This window comes from Brevibacterium sp. S111 (assembly GCF_004745075.1).
GTDB lineage: Bacteria > Actinomycetota > Actinomycetes > Actinomycetales > Brevibacteriaceae > Brevibacterium.
Genome location: NZ_RHFH01000015.1, coordinates 48622 through 68681, shown reverse-complemented (window position 1 = coordinate 68681; position 20060 = coordinate 48622). Strand labels below are relative to the sequence as shown.

Below are 20060 nucleotides of genomic sequence, written 5' to 3'. Positions count from 1 at the left end.
CACTCGGACAAACTCAGCGAAACATCGCTGGGCGATTCGACGAAGTGGCGACAACGATCACCTTGGAATACTCATGTCTGGAGGTTCTCACCGACTCAGCGAGGAGGGTGGAGTGGCAGGACAATCACCGACGCCCATACGTTCGGCTCCCGATCCGGCGCGGCCGACACGCGCTTCGTCTCTCGTCACCCATCCGATGACGACGTATCTGCTGCGCAGATTCGGTTACATCCTCATCTCCTTGTTCGTTCTGGTCACGATCTCGTTCCTGCTCGTCCAACTCATTCCCGGCGACCCGGCTCGAGCCTCGGCGGGAGAGTCCGCTCCCCCCGAAGCCGTCGAGGCCAGACGAATCGAACTCGGGCTCGACAAACCGCTCGTCATCCAATACCTGGTGTTCTGGAGAGGTCTCCTCGCCGGGGACCTCGGTGATTCGATCAGTCTGCGCATCCCGGTCATCGACGTCATCACCGGACGAGCACCGGCGACGCTCGAACTCGCCTTCATCGCCGTGGCCATCGCACTCGTCTCGGCCGTGTGCCTCGGGCTGATGTTCGGCGCACTCACCCGCTCGGGCCGCCGGTACGGCACCGAGGTCGGCTTCACCTCCGTCACCGCTGTCGTCGCCGTGATTCCGGAGTTCCTGGCCGGCATCATCCTCGTCTACCTCTTCGCCGTCAGCGTCGAGCTTCTGCCCGTAGCCGGGCGCACGGGTCCCGCGTCCTATGTGCTGCCGGTGATCGCTCTGGCGATCGGGCCGTGCGCGGCCCTGACCAGGATCGTCCGCGCCGAGACCCTGACGGTTCTGCGCCAGGACTACATCCGAACCGCACGCTCGAAGCGGATGTCACCGGTCCGCCTGTACGCCAGACACGTCCTGCCGAATCTCCTCACCTCGACCCTGACGATCTCCGGCCTGCTCCTGGGCGGGATGATCGCCGGAACCGTGCTCGTTGAGTCCATCTTCGCCTGGCCGGGTCTGGGCGGGGTCATCGTCGACTCCATCCAGGGCAAGGACTATCCGCTCATCCAGGCGATCGTCATCTTCTACGGGCTCGTCGTTCTACTCATCAACCTCGTCGTCGACGTGGCTCTCATCCTCCTCGATCCTCGCACCACCTTGGACGCATCATGACCACTTCCCGCAGGCTTCTGGCCGCTCTGCGCACACCGCTGGGAGCACTCGCAGTTCTCGCCTGCACGGCTCTGCTCTTCCTCGTCGTCTTCGGCCCTCTCCTCTGGGGCTCTTCTGCCGCAGCCACGGACACAACCGCGATCGCTCAGGGCACGAGTCCCGAGCATCCGTTCGGCACCGACGGCAGCGGCCGCGACATCCTCCTGCGCACCCTCGTCGCCGCTCGCCTGTCCGTGACGATGGCCCTGGCCGCCACCGCGGTCGGCGTCTGCGCGGGAATCATCGTCGGGCTGCTCCCTCTCATCCTCGGAGGCAGAATCGGGCGGTGGATCGTCGCGGGCATCAACATCGGCGTCGCCTTCCCAGGGCTGCTGCTGGCCATCTCCTTCTCGGTCATTCTCGGACAGAGCGGACTCGCAGCGACTCTGGCGATCGCGCTTGCTATGGTTCCGTCGTACGGGCGACTCACCCATAACCTCGCCGCCTCTGTCTGGGGGCGTGACTTCATCTCCGCGGCCCATGTGCTCGGCGTCCCGGTCTGGAAGACGGTGCTCCGGCATGTCCTGCCCAATGTCCGCGACCCGCTCATCGTCAATGCCGCAGTTACCGCGGGCAACGCCCTGGTCTCGTTCGCGGGTCTGTCGTTCCTGGGCTTGGGCATCCAAGTGCCCCAGTACGATTGGGGACGAATGCTCAGCGAAGGCATGAGCCGCATGTTCGTCAACCCCGCAGCTGCCCTGGTTCCGGGCGTGGCGATCATCCTCGCAGGGCTCACCTTCGTCCTCCTCGGCGAAGTCCTGGGGGTCGCTCTCGGCACCGGAAGCCACGGCTCGGTCATCGCCAGATTCCACCGTCGCCTGAGGGCGCGCGGAGCAGCCGATCCAACCGCAGCCTCCGCCCCTGTCACCGACACCGCAGGTGTCAGTGCAGACACGCCCGGCGCGAGCACCGCCTCTCCCCGCCACGGCAAGGGGACAAGTTCCCACCCTGAGACCGCGGTGTGCTCCGTGCGCAATCTGCGGGTGAGCGCGCCCGGGCCCAAGGGCGAGCCGAACGACCTCGTCAGAGGAGTGTCCTTCGATATCGGCCGCGGAGAGATCGTCGGCATCGTCGGCGAGTCCGGTTCCGGCAAGAGCCTGACCCTAATGTCCCTTGCCGGCCTCATCGAATCCCCGCTGCATGTGAGCGCCGATGCCGCCCATTTCGACGGGGAGGACCTCACCCTGCGGGCGGACGGGCACCCGAGACGGCTGGACCGGCATTTCGGTGAGAAGCTGGCCATGGTGTTCCAGGATCCGATGTCCTCGCTCAACCCCGCCCTGCACGTCGGCGCGCAGGTGGCCGAGACCGGCCGGCTGCACCTCGGGCTGAACCGAGCCCAGGCCCGGGATCGCGCCATCGGTCGGTTGGAGGACGTGCGCATTCCCGAGGCTCGCCGTCGCTTCGGGCAGTATCCGCACGAGTTCTCCGGCGGTATGCGTCAGCGCGCGATGATCGCTGCCGGGCTCATGGGCATGCCGTCCCTCATCCTCGCCGATGAGCCGACCACGGCCCTCGACGTCACGGTGCAGGCGGAGATCCTCGCACTCCTGCGCCGGATCAACACAGAGGTGGGGACGTCGATCGTCTTCGTCTCCCACGACATCGCCGTCGTCACCTCGCTGTGCACGCGCGTCCTCGTCATGTACCGGGGGCATCTGGTGGAGAACGTCTCCGCAGAGGATTTGCGTGCCGGCCGTGCCGACCATCCCTACACGCGAGCCCTCCTGGCAACGGTTCCGACCATGTCGACGCCCCGGGAGGCGCCTCTCGCGTCGATCCCGGACGGCGCGGATTTCCTCGCCGAGGCATCGGCTCTCGTCGAGAAGGAGGCACCATGACCAGAGCACTCAGCTTCGAGACCGTGAGCATCAGCTACGGTCGCGGAGCGCAGACGTTCACGGCCGTCGATTCGGTCAGCCTGCGCCTGGAACCCGGAGAGGTCCTCGGCCTCGTCGGAGAATCGGGGTCGGGAAAGTCGACGCTGGCCAGAGCCGCTGTCGGACTGGTCGAACCGGCTGCCGGGAGCATCCGCCTCGGCGATACCGTGATCTCCCGTGCGACGGGGACAGACCTGAGGGAACGCAGGAGGATTCAGATGATCTTCCAGGATCCTCAGTCCTGCTTCGACCCCCGTCGGACCATCGGAGAATCCCTCGACGAGGCGCTCGTGTCGGCGTATCGGAGGGAAGGCGAACCCTGTCCCTCCCGGCAGGCGCGTGCCGCCCGGGTCGGTGAGCTCCTTGACTCCGTGTCCCTGCCGGGCGAGCGCGCTGCGAGTCTGCCTGCCGAGCTCTCAGGCGGGCAGAGGCAGCGGGTGGCTGTGGCCCGGGCCATCGCGGCTGAGCCGGAGGTCATCCTGGCCGATGAGATCACCTCGGCGCTCGATGTCTCCGTTCAGGGCACGGTGCTCAACCTGCTGCGGGAGCTGCAGCGCGACCTCGGGTTCTCGGTCCTCTTCATCAGCCACAATCTCGCCGTCGTCCGTGCCGTCTGCGAACGGGTCGCGGTGATGCGGGGAGGGCGCCTGGTAGAGGTGGGCGAGACCCTCAGGATCATGGAATCACCCGATCAGGAGTACACGCGCGACCTCATCGCCGCCGTGCCCTCCCTCTGAACCGGGGCGCAGCTCACACGGCAGGCAGCAATGGCAGTCGCCTCACACTGCACGCAGCTCACCCGGCAGGCGTATGGGTCCTCACCCAGTCGATGATCTGCTGGTTGAAGTCTCGCCGGTATGTGACCGGTCCGTTGAGAATGAACACGTGCGAGCCCTGCGGATAGATGACGAGCCTCGTGTCGACGTCGTTGCCACGCAGCCTCGAATACCACAGCTCGGCCTGATCAAGCGGACAGCGCTGATCGTCCTGTCCGTGCAGGACGAGGGTGGGTATCGTGACCCGATCCACCCGGTGGATCGGTGAGAGGTGATCGAAGGCCTGCCCTCCGAATTCCACCTCGCATAGGTGCGTACCCATATCGCTGGTGGCGGCAAACAGGTCCAGATCGCAGATCAGCCCTCCGGGCACGGCAGCAGTGAACCGTTCTGGATGCCTCGAACTCAGCCAGCAGGTCATGAACCCGCCATAGCTGTAGCCGGTCACGGCGACCCGTTCGGCGTCGACGATGCCGTCGGCGATGAGGGCGTCGAGGGGCTCGAGGAAGTCCTTCTCATCGGCTTCTCCCCAGGCTCCCTCGGCGGCACGGAGGAATCGGGAGCCGTAACCGTCCGAGGACCGGGGGTTGAGGGTGAGGATGTTCCATCCCTCTGCTGCGAGCACCTGATGATAGAGGTGCGCGGAGTCGGCAACACCCGTCCAAGCGTTATGCGGTCCGCCGTGGATGTCGAGCAGAGTGGGAGCGGGGCCCTCAGTCGCCTCGGCGCGCAGCAGCCATCCGTGGACCTCGAGACCGTCGGAGATGGGAAACCTCATGCTCCGCGGCCGAAGGAACGTCGCCTCAGGCACGTCCTCGTCCCAGAAGCAAGTCACCGAGCGGACGTCGCCCGCTGCGAGGTCGAGTGCGATGAGCTCACCCGGGCGGTCGGCATCACTGATGCGCATCACCGCAGTCGCACCGACTACATCGAGCCCGCTGATGACCGCGGTGTCAGAGATCGGATGGCGGAGCATCGCCGCTCCCCCACCACCGTCATTCGTCTCCTCGAGGTCCATCGAGACGAGAACGGTCCGCCCCTCTTCTCGGACACAGAAATACAGTCGAGAACCCGAACCGAAGACGGGAGCGCCCCCGGGATATCCGGGACCGCCGCCCATCACGCCGAGGTCGAGATCCTCGTTAAGCATCGTGACCGTCCGGGTCTCGAGGTCCAGGCGCACCAGCCGTGGCAGTTCGATGCCCTTCACCGTCTGACCGATCGCGATCACAGAGGCGCCGTCGGGCGTCCAGACCAGGGGGCCGGCCAGAGAGTCCGCAGCCCAGGGAAAACGCAGGGTCCCGGCCGCATCGTCGGTGTCGACGATTCCGATCTCCTGGGCAGGCACTCCCGCCGAGGTGCATGTGCGGGTGCGCACGAATGCGAGCCTGCGTCCGTCCGGTGACCACATCGGATCGGTGCTGTTGCCGTCGGTGAGGATGTCCGTGCTGTTTTCTCCGTCGACGCCCAGGAGCCGGATCCGACTGCGGGCCGTACCGACCCACCCCGGGCCGTCGACCTTGTACTCCGGCTCACCATCGACCACGAGCGGAGGCCGTGGACTCTCCGAGGCCTCGTCGACCAGACAGCTCAGCGCTATCGTCGTTCCGTCCGGGGAGAACACAGGGGCTCCGAGCGCCGCCACGCCGGAGGTATGGACGGTGACGTCGCCGCCGTCGATCGGCATGAGGCAGAGATCAGAGGCGCCGGAATTCGCTCTGAGGAACGCGACTGTCATCCCGTCGGGAGACAGCGCAGGCGCCGTGTCGGTGTGCCCGCTCGTGAGTGTCCGTGAGGGACCGCCGCCGGACAGCGGTGCCACACGCAGCTGAGATTCACTCGGCTCGTCCAGAGGGTGGCGTGCGGCGACGAAGAGGACGCTCTCGCCTCCGGGAAGGATGAGCGCCGAATGCGGGTCGGTGAGCCGGTGAAGAATGTCGAGATCGGGTGCGGTCACGGCAGCGCCACCTCCTGCAGACGAGTCCGGTACTTCTCCACCTTCGCACGATCGATGTCGACGCCCATGCCGGGGCCGCGCGGGACGTCGACGATGCCGTCGTGCATCCGAATCGTCGTGGTCGTGATGTCCTCGGCGAAGAACCGGTCCGAACCCGAGATGTCACCGGGCAGGGTGAAGCCGTCGAGGGCGGCGAGCGCAGCATTCGCGGCTCGACCCAACCCGGTTTCGAGCATTCCCCCGCACCACACCGCGATGCCGTTGGCCACGGCGAGATCGTGGATCTTCCGCGCGGCGAGGTATCCACCCACCCGGCCGGGTTTGATGTTGATGATGTCGACGGCTCGCAAGGCGATGGCATCCGCGGCGGCTTCCGGGGAGTCGATGGATTCGTCGAGGCAGATGGGCGTGCGCAGCGATGACCGCAGCTGGGAGTGCTGCCGCAGATCGGCTTCGCCCAGGGGCTGTTCGATAAGAAGGAGGCCGTAGTCGTCGAGCTTGGCCAAGGTGGTGGCATCGGCCAGCGTGTACGCAGCATTCGCGTCCACCTGGAAGAGCAGATCGTCGCCAAACTCTTCGCGCACGGCCGCCACTGGAGCGATGTCGGCGCCGGGTCGGATCTTCAGTTTGATCCGGGCGTAGCCTTCGTCGATGTATCCGCCGATCGCCCGGACGGTGTCGCCTGTGGAGTCCTGGATGCCGACGGAGACACCGGACGGCACCGAGGTCCGCACCGCCCCCAGATAGTCGTGGAAAGATCTGCCCTGCGCTCTCAGTGCGGCATCGAGGATCGCCATCTCCAGCGACGCCTTCGCCATGGGCTGACCGATGACATGGGACAGCAGGCCCGAGACGCGTTCCGGGTTGAGATCTTCGCGGGCGGCGAGCGCCGGGGCCAGCCACCGGGTGACCACCTCGGCGGCACCGTCGAGGTGTTCGGCCGAGTAGAACGGACGGTCCAGTGCCACGTTTTCACCCCAGCCTGTGACGAGTGCTCCGTCCGTGGTTTCCACCTGCGCTTCGATGAGGAAGCAGCGCTTATGGGTCTGGGTCATGAACGAGGTGGTGAATGGCGAAACCAGGGGCAGTTCGAGGTGGTGGATAGATAGGTGCTTCAGTCTCATCATGGTCCTTCCGTCAGGCAGTGTCAGTGGTGAGTGGTCAGGGGCGGCGCAGGACATACTGCCCATCGTGGGGGCTGCGGCGGGAGAACCCGGTGATCCGCCAGCCATTGCCGAGTAGATCGGTGAACGCCTCTCTCGTGGCCAGCCGCCAGGTGTGGGCCCGCACCGGGTCCTCGCGCCGCAGGGCTTCGATGTCCCAGGGCACGGCGACGCCGAGGGAATCGGTTCCGACGACTGGCGGGGCATAGGGCGTCGGTGCCCCTCCCCTGTCCTCGACCGCCGGGGTGGCGTCGTCGCCCGTCTCCCACGATCGGGCGGTGGGATCGCAGGTGAGATCCCAGAGGATGAGCATGCGGTCCGAGAGTTCACCCGCGTTGATCGAATCGGTCATCTGGCCGTAGAAGTCAGGGAGGTAGTCGATCGGGACCGCTCCGAGCCGTGAGATGTTGAAATGAGCGTTGCGGCACACCAGGGGGTCATAGGTCCAGGTCATCTCCACGATTCCGTTCTCCAGGCACCACGCCCGCTGCCGCAGTTTGATGGCATGGCCGAACCCGCGCCCCGCGGAGTCCGGGAGGAAGCCGACGATATGGGAGTGGAACGGCGATCCGGCTGGACCGCAGAATCCCACTGCGGCTCCGACCGCCTCGGTGCCGTGGCGAGCCAGGAACACCGGATTGCCGGCATGGGTCATGGCGGTGAGCACCGCATGATCGATGATTGGCGAGTCCGGAGTCCCCCAGATCCGTGAGAGGACCTGGGACACGGTGTGCAGATCCTCAGGGGCATGGACTTCTCGGATGTCGAGTCCGAGGTCTGCGCAGCGCGTATCGGCCATGTGCTCGGCTTCAAGCACGAAGGACCGCGGAGGCGCCAGACGAGTCATATTGTGTCCTTTCACCGGTGGAACCTTTGTCCCAAGCTTGTCCCGTGCACACGGGCGGGCACATCGGAGGATCGGCGCAGGGTTCACCCGCGATGTTGTCGGGACCGACAAACCCACTCCGCCGACGACCTGTCCCGCTGTCGACTCGGACGAAGCGGGTCCCGCAACTTTGTCCTGAACTCCGAAGCCGAGCCCCGGTGCGGTTGAGGAAGATGAGGGTATGATCCTCGACACAGCGATCGAACGGCTCGAAGATGAGCTCGGCATCACCTGTTTCGTCCATGCCCGTGACCTCGACCGACGGCTCCGCGAACCGGACAGCGCCGCGGTGGGAGTCAGGGAAGACGAGCCCGTGGTCACGGCCAGCGTGTTCAAACTGCCGGTGCTCGTCGAAGCCTGCATCCGCATGAGCACGGGCGAGGTCCCCGCCGAGCGCCGAATCGTGCTGGGCCCGGAGGACTTTCCCGTGGAGGGCTCGACCGGACTCGCTGTCTTCAGCGATGCCGTCTCCGTGTCCTTCCGGGATCTGTGCCTGTCGATGATGACCGTCTCGGACAATCGAGCCACCGATGTGGTGATGGACATCCTCGGCCGCGCCCGCGTGAACGCGAGGATGCGGGAGCTCGGTCTGACTTCCACCGTGATCGAAGGCGACTGCCGGCACCTCTTCGACACAGCGGCCGCTGACCTGGCAGACCTGGACCCGCCGGTGGCTTACGACTCCGCGGACGCCGGAGCGCACTGGCTGAAGACGAGGACGCTGGACCCGGGGCGGACGAACCGTTCGACTCCGGCCGAGACGACGACGCTGCTCGCGGCTCTGTGGAGAGACGAAGGGCTGCCCGCTTCGGCGTGCGCGGAGGCGAGGCGGATCCTCGGTCTGCAGGTATGGTCGCACCGCCTGCGCCGAGGCTTCTCCGACGAGGTGACCGTAAGCGGAAAGACGGGCACCCTACCCTACATCCGCAACGAGGCCGGAGTCGTCGAGTTCCCCGACGGCGGCAGATACGCCGTCGCCGTATTCCTGCGGACCCCGTCACCCCGCTCGATCGGCCCCCGGTTCGACGATGCCATCACCGACCTCGCAGCTGCGGCGGTGGCCGACCTGCGCTCAGTTCGCCCACTCACTCGATGAAGAGGACACCATGAAGAAACGAATACTGGCCGCCGTTGCCGGGCTCTCCGCACTCACCCTCAGCGCCTGTGGCGGAGGCGGCGGAGCGGGAACCTCGAGCGGGGACGGCGAGCCTGTCATCGACGGCACCCTCAAGGTCGCCATCAACGAAGACCCGGGCAACCTGTTCCGGCACGTCAACACCTCTGCGACTCTCAGCTATGTCTACCCGTGGGCGTATGAGTCGCCGGTCTACTTCGATGACAGCGGCGAACCGCAGGGATGGCTGGCGGAGAAATGGGAGGCGACCCCGACCTCGCTGAGCTTCACCATTCGGGAGGGCATCACGTGCGAGGACGGGTCCGAGCTGACGGCGGAGACCGTGGCGAACAACTACCGGTGGATCCTCGATCCAGAGAACGCGTCGAGCTTCAAAGGTCTCGTCGTCCCGGCCGATGCCACCATCGACGACGATGCTGCGGCGAGGACCGTGACCGTGACGACGAAGTCCCCCAATTCGTTCCTGCTGCCTCAGATGGGGATCCAGCCAATCTACTGTCAGGGCGCTCTGGACGATCCCACGAGCGTCGAGTCCGCCACGAACGGCACCGGCATGTACTCGCTCAAAAAGGCGGTGCCGGGAGATCACTACACCTTCGAGCGTCGAGACGACTACAGTTGGGGACCGGAGGGCGCACCGACCGGGGAGACGCCCGGCGTGCCCAAGGAGGTCGACATCAGCATCGTCGACAATCCGAGCACCCGCGCCAATCAGCTCCTGTCCGGGGAGCTCAACATCGCAGCCGTGCAGGGGCCCGACGAGGAACGTGTCGCCTCCACCCTCGAGCCGTTCTATCAGGACGACCTCATCACCGGCGGATTCGCCTACAGCCAGGCCAAGGATGCGCCGACGGCCGATGAGGATGTGCGCATCGCCCTCACCGAGGCACTCGATCTCGATGCGCTCATGCAAGTCCAGACGGCGGGCCAGGGAAAGCGCGCCGAGAGGCTCGCGGTGCTCAATCCGACGATCTGCACCTACGATGCGGCCACGCCGAACCTGCCGTCGAACGACCTCGCCGATGCCGAGTCCCGGCTCGACGCGGCGGGTTGGAAGAAGGGTTCGGACGGCAAGCGCAGCAAGGACGGACAGCCGTTGACCTTGGACTTCGGGTGGTACACGCGCTGGCCCGAGACCTCCTCGACAGCTGAGCTCATGGCCGAACAATGGTCGAAGATCGGTGTCGGCGTCAAGCATCACGGTACGGACGCCGGGGCGTTCCTCGAGAAGATCAATTCCCCCGGAGCCGCCGAGGACTTCGACGTCATCTGGTTGGCGTCGAACTACTCGGTGCCCAATGTGCTCGCCACCTTCGTCTCCGGGCCCGTGCCCCCGAAGGGCTCGAACTACGCCGGCATCAGCAACCCGGACTTCGATGCCCGCGCCGAGGAGGCGTCGCAGGTCACCGGCAAGGAGGCCTGCGGCAGCTGGGAGAAGGCAGAGGCCGCCATGTACCAGTCAGCGGACTATGTTCCCTTCGCCGTGCGCCCTGACATCACCTTCGGCCAAGGCGTCAAGAACTCCCTCGGTCAAGGATGGACGAACGTCAACGGCATCACCCTTGTCGAATGAGACCCCGACAGCAGACTGAGAACGACGCAAAGGAGCAGCACATGACAGCCCGAACCGACCCACAGCTCTTCGACCCCACACGATGGGAGGGCCTTCTGGCCGATGTCGCCCGCCGGCACGAGGTGCCCGGCATCGTGGCCGGCGTTCTGCACGTCGATCCCGTCTCCGATGCGGAGCAACGGTTCGTTGCCGCCACCGGAATCTCAAACCTGCGCACCGAGGTCGGCACTGACCGGACCACGCTGTGCCAGATCGGGTCGATCACCAAACTCCTCACCTCGACGATGATCATGCAGCTCGTCGACGAAGGGAAGCTGAGTCTGGACACTCCGGTCTCGGAGATCCTTCCCGACCTGAGCTTCGCTGAGCTCGATCCTGCCGAACTCACCGTGGAGCATCTGCTCGCCCACACTTCGGGTCTCGACGGTGACCTCTTCACCGACACCGGCCGCGGAGACGACTGCGTCGAGAAGTACGTGGCCACATTGTCCGAGGCGAAGTCACTATTCAGCCCGGGCACCGGATTCTCCTACTGCAACTCCGGCTTCGTCATCGCCGGACGCATCATCGAGGTCCTCGACGAGGTGACCTGGGATCGGGCCTTGAACACCCGGATCTGTCAGCGCCTGGGCAACGAGCACATGTTCACCCTGGCCGAGGACATCATGTCCCACCGTCACCAGCACGGTCACGTCGCGATTCCCGGCACCGACACCTGGATGCCTGCACCGGTCTCCCAGATTACTCGCTCCATGGGACCCGCAGGACTGGTGACCTGCAGCGCGGACGATCTGCTCGGCTTCGGTGCCGCCGTCCTACGTTCGGGACGGACGAGCACGGGGGTGCCGATCCTCAGCGAAGACTCCCTTCGGCTCATGTCCGAACCGCGGCACACCCTCATCGAACAGGCAGCATCCACCGCGCCTCAGTGGGGGCTGGGCTGGATGATCGATGAGTGGGAGGGCCAGAAGCTGCAGTGGCACGGGGGCACCACGATCGGCAACAACGCCTGGTTCCAGGTCCTGCCGGCGTCCGGCCTGGCCTTCGTCGTCTTCTGCAACGGGGGTGTCGCAGCGCATGCGGCCGCTGAGATCTACGGTGCCTTCGCTCGCACCTTCGCCGGAATCGACGCCCCTCCGGCGACCCGGCCCCGGTCGGATCGACCGGCGGTCGCGATACCCGAGAGCCGCCTCGGCGATTATGCCGATGCGAGCACTGCACTCACGGTGCTGCGGACCGACGACGGCACCTATAGGGCTCGCATCCGTAGCTCCCTGGGCGAAGGTGACGAGGCACCGGTGCAGACGATGGATCTGCATCCGTCCGGTAACGAGGCCTTCGTCCTCGGCCGGCCCGATGCCCGCAGCGCGTGGATGCCGATGGCATTCGCCGAGGTGGATGGCAGGGACGTCGCGTACGTAGGCATCCGCTGCCTACCGCGGGCCGAGGCCCGGCCGGACTCGACGGACACGGAGTCGGCCGACGCTCCCGTATCGGGGGACGACGCATGAAACCGACGATTCTCTTCACCGGAGGACGGTACGTCGACCCGGCCAGCGGGGTCGATGAGATCAGCGATGTCCTCATCAGGGACGGTCGGATCGCCGAGGTGGGGCCGGCCCTGGCACACGATGACGCCGAGATCGTCGATGCGTCCGGTCTCATCATCGGGCCCGGTTTCATCGATCTGCACTCGCATGTCAATTCCATCGCCGGGCAGAGGCTGCAGGCCATGGACGGTGTGACCACCGCGCTCGAGCTCGAAGCGGGACTGCTCCCGGTCGACCGTGCGTACACGCGGGCGGCGCAGGAAGGACGTCCGCTGCACTACGGTTTCTCAGCATCGTGGGGCATGGCGCGTGCGGCGGTGCTGTCCGGGCTGCACTTCGATGCGGACCTAGTCAGCGGTCTGTCCATGCTCGCCGATCCGCACTGGCAGGCAGATTCCAGCCCCGTTCAGCTTTCCCAGTGGCTCGGGTTGCTGGAGACGGAGTTGGAGGCCGGAGCGCTGGGTATCGGCATTCTTCAGGGGTACGCACCGCGGACGGATCCGCGGGAGTACCTGGCGGTGAATGAACTCGCGGCCAGGGCCGGGGTGCCGACGTTCACCCATGTGCGTGAGATCGTCGAGTCCGATCCGACGACTCCGTTCGACGGCACCGAGGAGGCGGCGCGGGCCGCGATGGAATTCGGCGGTCAGACCCACCACTGCCATGTCAACAGCACCTCGCGTCGGCACATCGATCGGGTGCTGTCGACGATCGATCGGGCGCAGGAGGGCGGAGCGAAGCTCAGCGTCGAGGCTTATCCCTATGGGGCAGGCAGCACGGGGATCGGTGCTGCGTTCCTCGCACCCGAACGGCTGCCGGCCTGGGATCTGACCCCGAGCAACATCGTTCTCGTCGCCACCGGTGAGCGTATCCGCGATGAGGCCCATCTGCGTCATGTCCGCGATGCGGATCCGGGGGCTTCGTGCATCGTCGAGTTCCTCGATGACGACGATGCCGGGGATCGGGAGCTTCTGGCGAGTTCTCTGGCCTTCCCCGACAGCATCGTCGCCTCCGACGCAATGCATGTGACCTGGCCCGACGGTTCCACCGATACCCGTGCGTGGCCGCTGCCTCCGGGAGGCAGGACCCATCCGCGCACAGCGGGCACCTACGCTCGGTCGCTGCGCATGATGGTTATCGATCACGGGGTGTGGACGTGGTCGGAGGCCTTCCGCCGCTGCAGTCTGCTGCCTGCCCAGGTGTTGGAGAGTTCGGTGCCGGCGCTGCGCCGGAAGGGACGCATCGGAATCGGAGACGACGCCGACATCGTCGTCATCGATCCCGCCGAACTGCGCGACCGGGCCACCTATCTCGACAGCACCCGCACCTCGGAGGGGGTGAGGCATCTGCTGGTCGACGGTGAGTTCCTCGTCCGGGACTCCGAGCTGGTGCGCGATTCCTATGCGGGGCGGGGCCTGCGCGCCGAGGTGGGGTGAGAACTGTATGGGTGCCAGCTGTTCCAATCGCGACAAGTCTGGCTGTAGTGCGCAGAGGTTGTGGCGGCGAACGGGGTCGCCGATGGTCAGTGGGATTCGGCGGCAGCGTCGCGGCTGGGCATTTCGGCGAGTACTTCTTCGGTGTCGCCGCCCAGCTGTGGTGCAGGCCGGGCATCGGCGACGGGAGTGGCCCCGAACTGCAGCGGCACGCGCGGGGCGAGGACCCGCCCGACACAGGGCTGGTCGATCTCTGTCAGCAGCGGATTCTCGACCGAACAACGGGGGTCGTTGGTGACAAGTTCTTCGAACGTCTGGAACCCACCGGCGAGGACACCGGCAGCTTTGAGTGCTTCTTCGGCTTCCGCCGAGGTGTGGATTGTGAACCAGGGGCGCACCACCGCATCAACGGCTTCGCGTGCCTGGAACCGGCCACCTTCGGTGGTCAGGTCGACATCGAGCAGGGGGCCGATCATGTCGAGCTTGTCGCTCAACCCGGTTGCCTTGCCGAGGCCTCGCCAGTGTTTGTTCGAGATCACCGCGACCATGACTTGCCGACCGTCCGAGCACTCAAACGACTGCCCATACGCCCCGTAGAGGCCATTGCCCAACGGTCCGCGCGTCTTCCCGGTCGCCTGCACCTCGGCGATATACCCGAGGTTGCCGACGGTGGCGAGCATGACATCCGACAACGCCAGGTTGATCTCCTGCCCCTTCCCGGAGTCGCGGCGGTCGAGCTCTGCGGCCATGATCCCGTTGGCGATGTAGAGTCCGGCGGCGACATCCCAGGCGGGGATCGCGTTGTTGATCGGACGCTCGTCATCACCGGTGATGACCGGGAAGCCACTGGCGGCATTGACCGTGTAGTCCACGGCCGGGGACCCGTCATGCCACCCACCCAGGCGCAGCATGACGAGATCCTCACGGTGCTGGACAAGATTCTCGTAGCTCAGCCATCCGCGGGCGGGCAGGTTCGTGATCAGAGTTCCCGCTTCCGCGATGAGCTGCGTGGCGATCTTCTGGCCTTCCTCGGATTTGAGGTCGAGAGTGACCGAACGCTTCCCCTTGTTCAGACTCGCCCAATAAATGCTCGTGCCATCCTCGGCGATCGGCCACCGGTTGGCATCGATATTGCCACCGATCGGGTCGATGCGAATGACATCAGCACCCAACTGGGCCAACGTCATCCCGCCCAAAGGAGCGGCAACGAACGCAGAGATCTCCACGATCTTCAGTCCGGTCAACGGTGCGGGGCGAGTATCAGGCATGGTGTCTCATCCAATCAATCGAAAACAGAAGCCAGAGTGTGTCGATCAGGGGTCGGCCACCTCGGCGAAGGGTGTCAGGCGGTGGTCACGGTCGCAGCGATTGCAGTCTTCCCACCGGGAGCAATGGCCTGGAGTTCATGGGTGCCAGCTTCGGTCTCACGGCCGACGAGGTGGATCTGCTCGTTGCAGAACAGTGGGGACTTCGCGGTGAACCGGTACCCGGTTACGGCTTCTCCGGGATGCCTGGTGATGAACGCATCCAACAACAGGGTCGCCGTCAACGGACCATGCGTGACCAATCCCGGATACCCCTCCACTTCGGTGACGTAGGGGTGATCGTAGTGGATGCGATGAGAGTTGAACGTCAGCGCCGAATATCGGAAGAGCATGACCTCGTTCGAGCGGACGGACTCCGACCACTCCCAGCCGTCCGGGACGGGTGAATCTGCTCGGGGCGGGCGTGCTGCTGAACCCTCGGGTGCCGAGGTGGCTTCCCGGTAGACGATCGTGTGCCGATCCGTCGTCGCCAAGACCCCATCGGCGGTGACCTCGTGCTTTAGCGTGACGAAGCACAGCGGCCCGGTGCCGCCGGTCTTCTCTGCAATTGATTCGATCGTCGTCGTCCGCTCCAACTTCTGGCCCGGGTGGATCGGGGTGTGGAAGGTCAGATCACTGCCGGCCCACATCCGCCTCGGCAACGGCACCGGGGGCATGAACCCACCCAAGGCCGCATGCCCGTCGGCTCCGAGATCGCTCATCGGCACATCGTCCTCGGAGAAGTGCAGCCAATGCCCGAGCGGGAACAGGGGTGTCGCCACTGGCGCAGTTGTCGCATCAGCGCGCGTGTCAACGCTGTCGTGACCGAGCAGGGAGGACAGGCGGGATGCTCGCTGACCGTCGGCCACCTCGGTGGCGGTCGTTGTCCGACCGACCCAGTCCTGGAGATTCGGGGTGTCGCTCATCTCTGTCATATTCCTTACGGTAGTGGTGGTGTGCCGCCCATCAGCCCACCCCAATTGCTCCCTGAGGGGCGCCTAGCAACCTCGCGCCAGGTTGCTGGGAGGCCGTCGGGTAGTAATTCAGCGGCCGAGGAGTTCGTCGGAGATGATGCGCATCTGGATCTCCGACGACCCTTCGAAGATCTTCGTCAACCGCGCATCCCTCCAGTGGCGCTCGACGGCGAAGTCCTTCGTGTACCCGGCACCACCATGGATCTGCAGCGCCTCCGAGGTGACCTTCTCACTCATCTCTCCGGCCAGGTACTTCACCATCGCCGCTTCCTTGTCACAGCGACGACCCGAATCGATCTCCGTGCACACGTGGTACATCAGTTGCCGGCACGCCTCGATCTGAGCGGCCATGTCCGCGACCTTGAACCGCAGATGCTGGAAATCAGCCAACGGATGCCCGAACTGTTCGCGTTCCTTGAGATACTTCACCGAGTCCTCGAGCGCCGCCTGCGCCAGACCGATCGACCGCGCCGCCGTGTGCGCACGCCCGACCTCGAGGCCGGACACCGCCTGGTAGAACCCGCGTCCTTCCTCACCGAGCAGAGCATCGGCAGGCAGGACGAAGTTGTCGAACGACAGCTCCCACGTCTTCCACCCGTGGTACCCGATCTTCTTCGCCGGCGCCCCGGAGATCCCCTCGGGGAAGGTGCCGCGTTCCTTCTCGACGAGGAACACCGAGATCCCCCGATGTCGCTTCTCCTCGACCGAGGTGCGGGCGAAGAGGACGATGTAGTCGGCCTGATCGGCATACGTGCACCACATCTTCGTCCCGTTGATGACCCAATCACCATCGGCATTGCGTTCGGCCTTGCACCGCAAATTCGCCACATCCGACCCGGCCTCGGCCTCAGACAGGGCGAAGGCCCCGAGGTACTCACCACTGGCGACCTTCGGCAGCAGACGGGCCTCCTGCTCAGGAGAGAACCCACCACCCATGCCGTTGCCGCGAGCCAACAGGCCGGCCACCGACATCCAAGCACGGGAGAGTTCCTCAGCCACGAGGCAGTACTCGAACACACCAAGCCCCAGTCCCCCGTATTCCTCGGGGATGAGGATGCCGAAGAACCCCATCTCCGCCATCTGCTTGACCATCGAATCCGGGAACTGCCCCTCGACCGGGTCGAGCTCATTGGCAATCGGCAGAACGACATCGCGAGCGAACTCGCGGGCGAGCGCCTGAATTTCGAGGCGCTCCTCGGTCATCATGTGCGGAGTGTCCGGACGCGGACGGGGTTTGTGGGTCATGTTCTTCCCTCGGGTTGGATTCGTGGCCAGGTGGCTAGAGGCGAATCGTGTGGGTACGACAGGTGTGGGTGCCGCCCACGAGCCTCAGGCCTTGTTCCGACCGATGAGCTGCTTGGCGATGACGTTCATCTGGATCTCGTTCGTGCCTTCGCCGACGATCATCAGCGGAGCATCGCGGTAGTAGCGTTCGACGTCGTATTCGGTGGAGTATCCGTAACCGCCATGGACGCGGATGGCATCGAGGGCCACCTCGGCGGCCATCTCCGAGGCATAGAGCTTCGCCATTCCTGCCTCCATGTCCACACGCGCACCCGAATCATAGGTGCGAGCGGCGTGGAGGACGAGCTGCCGGGCGGCCTCGAGCTTCGTCGCCATCGTCGCGAGCTTGTTGCCCACCGACTGGTGCTTCCAGATCGGCTTGCCCATCGACTCACGCTCCTGCGAATACTTCACCGCATCATCGAGCGCAGCCTGCGCAACACCGAGCGACCGGGACGCGACCTGGATGCGGCCGATCTCGAGGCCCTTCATCATCTGCTTGAACCCGACACCCTCGGCCTCACCCAGCAGCTGCGACTGCGGCTGCCGAAGACCGTCGAAGGACAGCTCGCACGTCTCAACGCCCTTGTAACCGAGCTTCGACAGATCCTGGGAGACGGTAAACCCCTCCCCCTTCTCCACGAGGATGATCGAGATGCCCTTGTGACGGGGTTCCGCCTCGGGGTCGGTCTTGCACAGCAAAGCGATGAGGTCGGATTTCCGGGCGTTCGTGATCCACGTCTTCGCGCCGTTGATGACGTAGTCGTCACCGTCCTTGGCAGCTGTTGTGCGCATCGCCTGCAGATCGGATCCGCCGCCGGGTTCGGTCAGCGCCATCGTCGCGCGCAGCTCACCCGTGGCCATCCGCGGCAGGTACCTCTCCTTCTGTTCCTGCGTACCGTATTCCTGGAGGAGCTTCGCGACGACGGTGTGCCCGCCCATCGCCCCTGCCAGGGACATCCACCCGCGAGCGAGTTCCTGCGTGATGAGCGCATAGGCCTCGGTCGAGACCTTGCCCATCCCCCACGGTTCATCGATGGCGAGCCCGTAGATGCCCATGTCCTTCATCGTCTGGATCCACGCTTCGGGGTATTCATCGGCGTGCTCGACCTTGTTGACGCTGGGTTTGACCTGCTCGTCGATGAATTCGGCGACCAGGTCGATCATCATCTGCTCTTCATTGCTCACTGCCATGCGGACTGCTGTCTCCTCGATCATTGAGGGCACCACGTGAAGGCGGTGCACGGGGCGATTGCCCGACCACCAATCCCCGCAGTCGGCGCCTCCGTTCCGAGACGGTGCGACTATGCGGTCTGTCTCGTCGGCGAGCTCTCACCATTAGTCAATCAAACATTATCAATATAGCTCATTTATTGCTATATCCATCAACAATTACGTTCAACTATTCACTGCCGAACATAGCCGGTCCGTTCAATTGCACAATCTTCGAAGAACCCTTGACTTAGAGTGCACTCGAAGTTCTAGCGTTGACGCTATGACTGACGCTGCCCCTGCTGTCGAGACTCCTCCGCGACCCACCGATGCACCCCTTTCCATCGGCGAGGTCTGCAATCGCCTCGGCATCACGGCACACACTGCCCGCTACTACGAACACATGGGACTCATCCAGGTGGGACGCTCAACCTCGGGCCATCGCGTCTTCGACCAGAGAGCCGTCGACCGGCTCGACTTCCTCGTGCGCATGCGGTCATCCGGTATGGGAATCCGCGAACTCACCCGCTATGTCGAACTCGTCAACCAGGGCGAGTCGACCACACCTGAACGCCTGCAGATCATGCGCGACCAACGGCAGCGGATCATCGAGCAGATCCACGACCTCGAACGAGCATTGACCGCCACCGAGTACAAGATCGCCGTCTACGGCGGCGCTCCCGACGACACCTCGCACTCTCCGAAAGGACACCACCCATGACCACTACGACCAGCCTCCTCGGCGAGTTCGAGGTCTCCCCCATCGGCTTCGGCTGCATGGCACTGTCCCACGTCTACGGTGGCACGACCGACGACGATGCCCGCGCCACACTCGGTGAAGTCGTCGATGCCGGCATCACCCTGCTCGACACTGCCGACGTCTACGGCGAACCCCGCGACGGCACCACCGGTCCGGCCGGAACGAACGAGGAGATGCTCGCCCCGTTCCTGGCCAAGCGCCGCGATGACGTCCAGCTCGCCACGAAATTCGGAATCACCGGGCTGCGCACGCTCTCCGACGGATCGACGAAACGAACGGATGGACGGCCCGAGTACGCACACGAAGCGTGCGATGCTTCGCTGCGCCGCCTCGGCGTGGATTCCATCGATCTCTACTATCTGCATCGGCCGGATTCCGACGTTCCCATCGAGGACACGGTCGGGGCGATGGCCGAGCTGATCACGGCCGGCAAGGTCGCGCACATCGGCCTGTCCGAGGTCACCGCGGACGAGCTGCGTCGTGCCCATGCGATCCACCCGATCAGCGCGGTCCAGTCCGAATGGAGCCTGTGGTCACGCGATGTCGAAGACCACGTCGTGCCTGCCTGCGCGGAACTCGGGGTCGGATTCGTCCCGTACAGTCCGCTGGGACGCGGATTCCTCACCGGCACCCTGACGAAGGACCAGGTGGCCGGTGACGTCCGCGGCGGGACCGCGCGCATGGGTGATGCGTGGGAGGCCAACCAACGGATCGTCTCCATCGTCGCCGCGGTGGCCGACCGTCACAACGCGACCAACGCTCAGGTGGCGTTGGGCTGGCTTTTTCACCGGGCGGCAAAGATGGGAGTCAACGCAGTTCCGATCCCAGGCTCCCGCAAACCCGAACGCAGTCTGGAGAACCTCGGCGCGCTCGATCTGCGGCTCGAGCCTGCCGATATGCAACGACTCGATGAGATCCGCACGCTCGTCGAGGGCGGCCGCAACATCGTCGACAATCCGAAATGGATCAGTTCCGGCCGCGAGTGAGGCAGGAAAGGGC

General features: G+C 65.2%; 16 protein-coding genes. 9 read left to right on the top strand and 7 right to left on the bottom strand.

Annotated features, from left to right (window positions below; translation table 11 throughout):
• The first annotated feature begins 112 nt into the window (after positions 1-112).
• From EB836_RS15405 to EB836_RS15395, 3 genes are read left to right on the top strand one after another with little or no spacing between them, the layout of a single operon-like run.
• Positions 113-1135, top strand: coding sequence for an ABC transporter permease (locus EB836_RS15405; RefSeq protein WP_205683389.1), 1023 nt, complete (start codon positions 113-115; stop codon positions 1133-1135).
• The gene (locus EB836_RS15400; protein ID WP_135541939.1) at positions 1132-3015 is read left to right on the top strand and encodes a dipeptide/oligopeptide/nickel ABC transporter permease/ATP-binding protein; all 1884 of its coding nucleotides are present in this window, start codon (positions 1132-1134) and stop codon (positions 3013-3015) included. Before EB836_RS15405 ends, EB836_RS15400 begins: the two co-directional genes overlap by 4 nt.
• A complete protein-coding gene (locus EB836_RS15395; protein WP_135541937.1) occupies positions 3012-3791 on the top strand; it encodes an ATP-binding cassette domain-containing protein in 780 nt (259 codons plus the stop codon). The genes EB836_RS15400 and EB836_RS15395 overlap by 4 nt, the downstream gene beginning before the upstream one ends.
• Positions 3792-3849: 58 nt before the next feature.
• Here EB836_RS15395 and EB836_RS15390 read toward each other — a convergent pair whose 3' ends face one another.
• The 3 genes from EB836_RS15390 to EB836_RS15380 are packed head-to-tail and all read right to left on the bottom strand — an operon-like array spanning position 3850 to position 7797.
• Positions 3850-5787: a prolyl oligopeptidase family serine peptidase gene (locus tag EB836_RS15390; RefSeq protein ID WP_135541935.1), complete on the bottom strand. Its 1938-nt coding sequence runs from the start codon at positions 5785-5787 to the stop codon at positions 3850-3852.
• Positions 5784-6911 carry an o-succinylbenzoate synthase gene (gene menC / locus EB836_RS15385; RefSeq protein ID WP_135541978.1) on the bottom strand — a complete coding sequence of 376 codons (1128 nt, stop codon included), beginning with the start codon at positions 6909-6911 and terminating at the stop codon, positions 5784-5786. The genes EB836_RS15390 and menC overlap by 4 nt, the downstream gene beginning before the upstream one ends.
• A gap of 37 nt (positions 6912-6948) precedes the next feature.
• Positions 6949-7797, bottom strand: a complete 849-nt coding sequence (locus EB836_RS15380) for a GNAT family N-acetyltransferase (RefSeq protein WP_205683388.1) — start codon at positions 7795-7797, stop codon at positions 6949-6951.
• A gap of 220 nt (positions 7798-8017) precedes the next feature.
• Between EB836_RS15380 and EB836_RS15375 the strand changes: the two genes are divergently transcribed.
• The 4 genes from EB836_RS15375 to EB836_RS15360 are packed head-to-tail and all read left to right on the top strand — an operon-like array spanning position 8018 to position 13530.
• Positions 8018-8932 carry a serine hydrolase gene (locus EB836_RS15375; RefSeq protein ID WP_135541933.1) on the top strand — a complete coding sequence of 305 codons (915 nt, stop codon included), beginning with the start codon at positions 8018-8020 and terminating at the stop codon, positions 8930-8932.
• Positions 8933-8942: 10 nt separating this feature from the next.
• Positions 8943-10544: an ABC transporter substrate-binding protein gene (locus EB836_RS15370; protein ID WP_167854484.1), complete on the top strand. Its 1602-nt coding sequence runs from the start codon at positions 8943-8945 to the stop codon at positions 10542-10544.
• A gap of 41 nt (positions 10545-10585) precedes the next feature.
• Positions 10586-12055 (top strand): serine hydrolase domain-containing protein, encoded by a 1470-nt coding sequence (locus EB836_RS15365; RefSeq protein ID WP_167854483.1) that lies wholly within the window; start codon positions 10586-10588, stop codon positions 12053-12055.
• A complete protein-coding gene (locus tag EB836_RS15360) occupies positions 12052-13530 on the top strand; it encodes an amidohydrolase family protein (RefSeq protein ID WP_135541927.1) in 1479 nt (492 codons plus the stop codon). The genes EB836_RS15365 and EB836_RS15360 overlap by 4 nt, the downstream gene beginning before the upstream one ends.
• An 86-nt stretch (positions 13531-13616) precedes the next feature.
• Here EB836_RS15360 and EB836_RS15355 read toward each other — a convergent pair whose 3' ends face one another.
• From EB836_RS15355 to EB836_RS15340, 4 genes are all read right to left on the bottom strand, one after another.
• Positions 13617-14795 carry a CoA transferase gene (locus EB836_RS15355; protein WP_135541925.1) on the bottom strand — a complete coding sequence of 393 codons (1179 nt, stop codon included), beginning with the start codon at positions 14793-14795 and terminating at the stop codon, positions 13617-13619.
• Positions 14796-14869: 74 nt separating this feature from the next.
• Positions 14870-15766 carry a MaoC family dehydratase N-terminal domain-containing protein gene (locus EB836_RS15350; RefSeq protein ID WP_205683387.1) on the bottom strand — a complete coding sequence of 299 codons (897 nt, stop codon included), beginning with the start codon at positions 15764-15766 and terminating at the stop codon, positions 14870-14872.
• A gap of 108 nt (positions 15767-15874) precedes the next feature.
• A complete protein-coding gene (locus tag EB836_RS15345; RefSeq protein ID WP_135541923.1) occupies positions 15875-17050 on the bottom strand; it encodes an acyl-CoA dehydrogenase family protein in 1176 nt (391 codons plus the stop codon).
• Positions 17051-17134: 84 nt separating this feature from the next.
• Positions 17135-18283, bottom strand: a complete 1149-nt coding sequence (locus EB836_RS15340; protein WP_135541921.1) for an acyl-CoA dehydrogenase family protein — start codon at positions 18281-18283, stop codon at positions 17135-17137.
• 301 nt (positions 18284-18584) lie between these two features.
• Between EB836_RS15340 and EB836_RS15335 the strand changes: the two genes are divergently transcribed.
• Together EB836_RS15335 and EB836_RS15330 are read left to right on the top strand one after the other, a co-directional pair.
• Positions 18585-19022, top strand: a complete 438-nt coding sequence (locus EB836_RS15335) for a MerR family transcriptional regulator (protein WP_062860579.1) — start codon at positions 18585-18587, stop codon at positions 19020-19022.
• The gene (locus EB836_RS15330; protein WP_135541920.1) at positions 19019-20047 is read left to right on the top strand and encodes an aldo/keto reductase; all 1029 of its coding nucleotides are present in this window, start codon (positions 19019-19021) and stop codon (positions 20045-20047) included. Before EB836_RS15335 ends, EB836_RS15330 begins: the two co-directional genes overlap by 4 nt.
• The last annotated feature ends 13 nt before the right edge of the window (positions 20048-20060 follow it).

What these genes read in the sequence shown, in the direction of transcription:
- EB836_RS15335 (WP_062860579.1), top strand. Translation starts at nt 18,585, where the DNA reads ATGACTGACGCTGCCCCTGCTGTCGAGACTCCTCCGCGACCCACCGAT.
- EB836_RS15380 (WP_205683388.1), bottom strand. Translation starts at nt 7,797, where the DNA reads ATGACTCGTCTGGCGCCTCCGCGGTCCTTCGTGCTTGAAGCCGAGCAC.
- EB836_RS15400 (WP_135541939.1), top strand. Translation starts at nt 1,132, where the DNA reads ATGACCACTTCCCGCAGGCTTCTGGCCGCTCTGCGCACACCGCTGGGA.
- EB836_RS15395 (WP_135541937.1), top strand. Translation starts at nt 3,012, where the DNA reads ATGACCAGAGCACTCAGCTTCGAGACCGTGAGCATCAGCTACGGTCGC.
- EB836_RS15365 (WP_167854483.1), top strand. Translation starts at nt 10,586, where the DNA reads ATGACAGCCCGAACCGACCCACAGCTCTTCGACCCCACACGATGGGAG.
- EB836_RS15350 (WP_205683387.1), bottom strand. Translation starts at nt 15,766, where the DNA reads ATGACAGAGATGAGCGACACCCCGAATCTCCAGGACTGGGTCGGTCGG.
- menC (WP_135541978.1), bottom strand. Translation starts at nt 6,911, where the DNA reads ATGAGACTGAAGCACCTATCTATCCACCACCTCGAACTGCCCCTGGTT.
- EB836_RS15355 (WP_135541925.1), bottom strand. Translation starts at nt 14,795, where the DNA reads ATGCCTGATACTCGCCCCGCACCGTTGACCGGACTGAAGATCGTGGAG.
- EB836_RS15370 (WP_167854484.1), top strand. Translation starts at nt 8,943, where the DNA reads ATGAAGAAACGAATACTGGCCGCCGTTGCCGGGCTCTCCGCACTCACC.
- EB836_RS15360 (WP_135541927.1), top strand. Translation starts at nt 12,052, where the DNA reads ATGAAACCGACGATTCTCTTCACCGGAGGACGGTACGTCGACCCGGCC.
- EB836_RS15345 (WP_135541923.1), bottom strand. Translation starts at nt 17,050, where the DNA reads ATGACCCACAAACCCCGTCCGCGTCCGGACACTCCGCACATGATGACC.
- EB836_RS15330 (WP_135541920.1), top strand. Translation starts at nt 19,019, where the DNA reads ATGACCACTACGACCAGCCTCCTCGGCGAGTTCGAGGTCTCCCCCATC.
- EB836_RS15375 (WP_135541933.1), top strand. Translation starts at nt 8,018, where the DNA reads ATGATCCTCGACACAGCGATCGAACGGCTCGAAGATGAGCTCGGCATC.
- EB836_RS15340 (WP_135541921.1), bottom strand. Translation starts at nt 18,283, where the DNA reads ATGGCAGTGAGCAATGAAGAGCAGATGATGATCGACCTGGTCGCCGAA.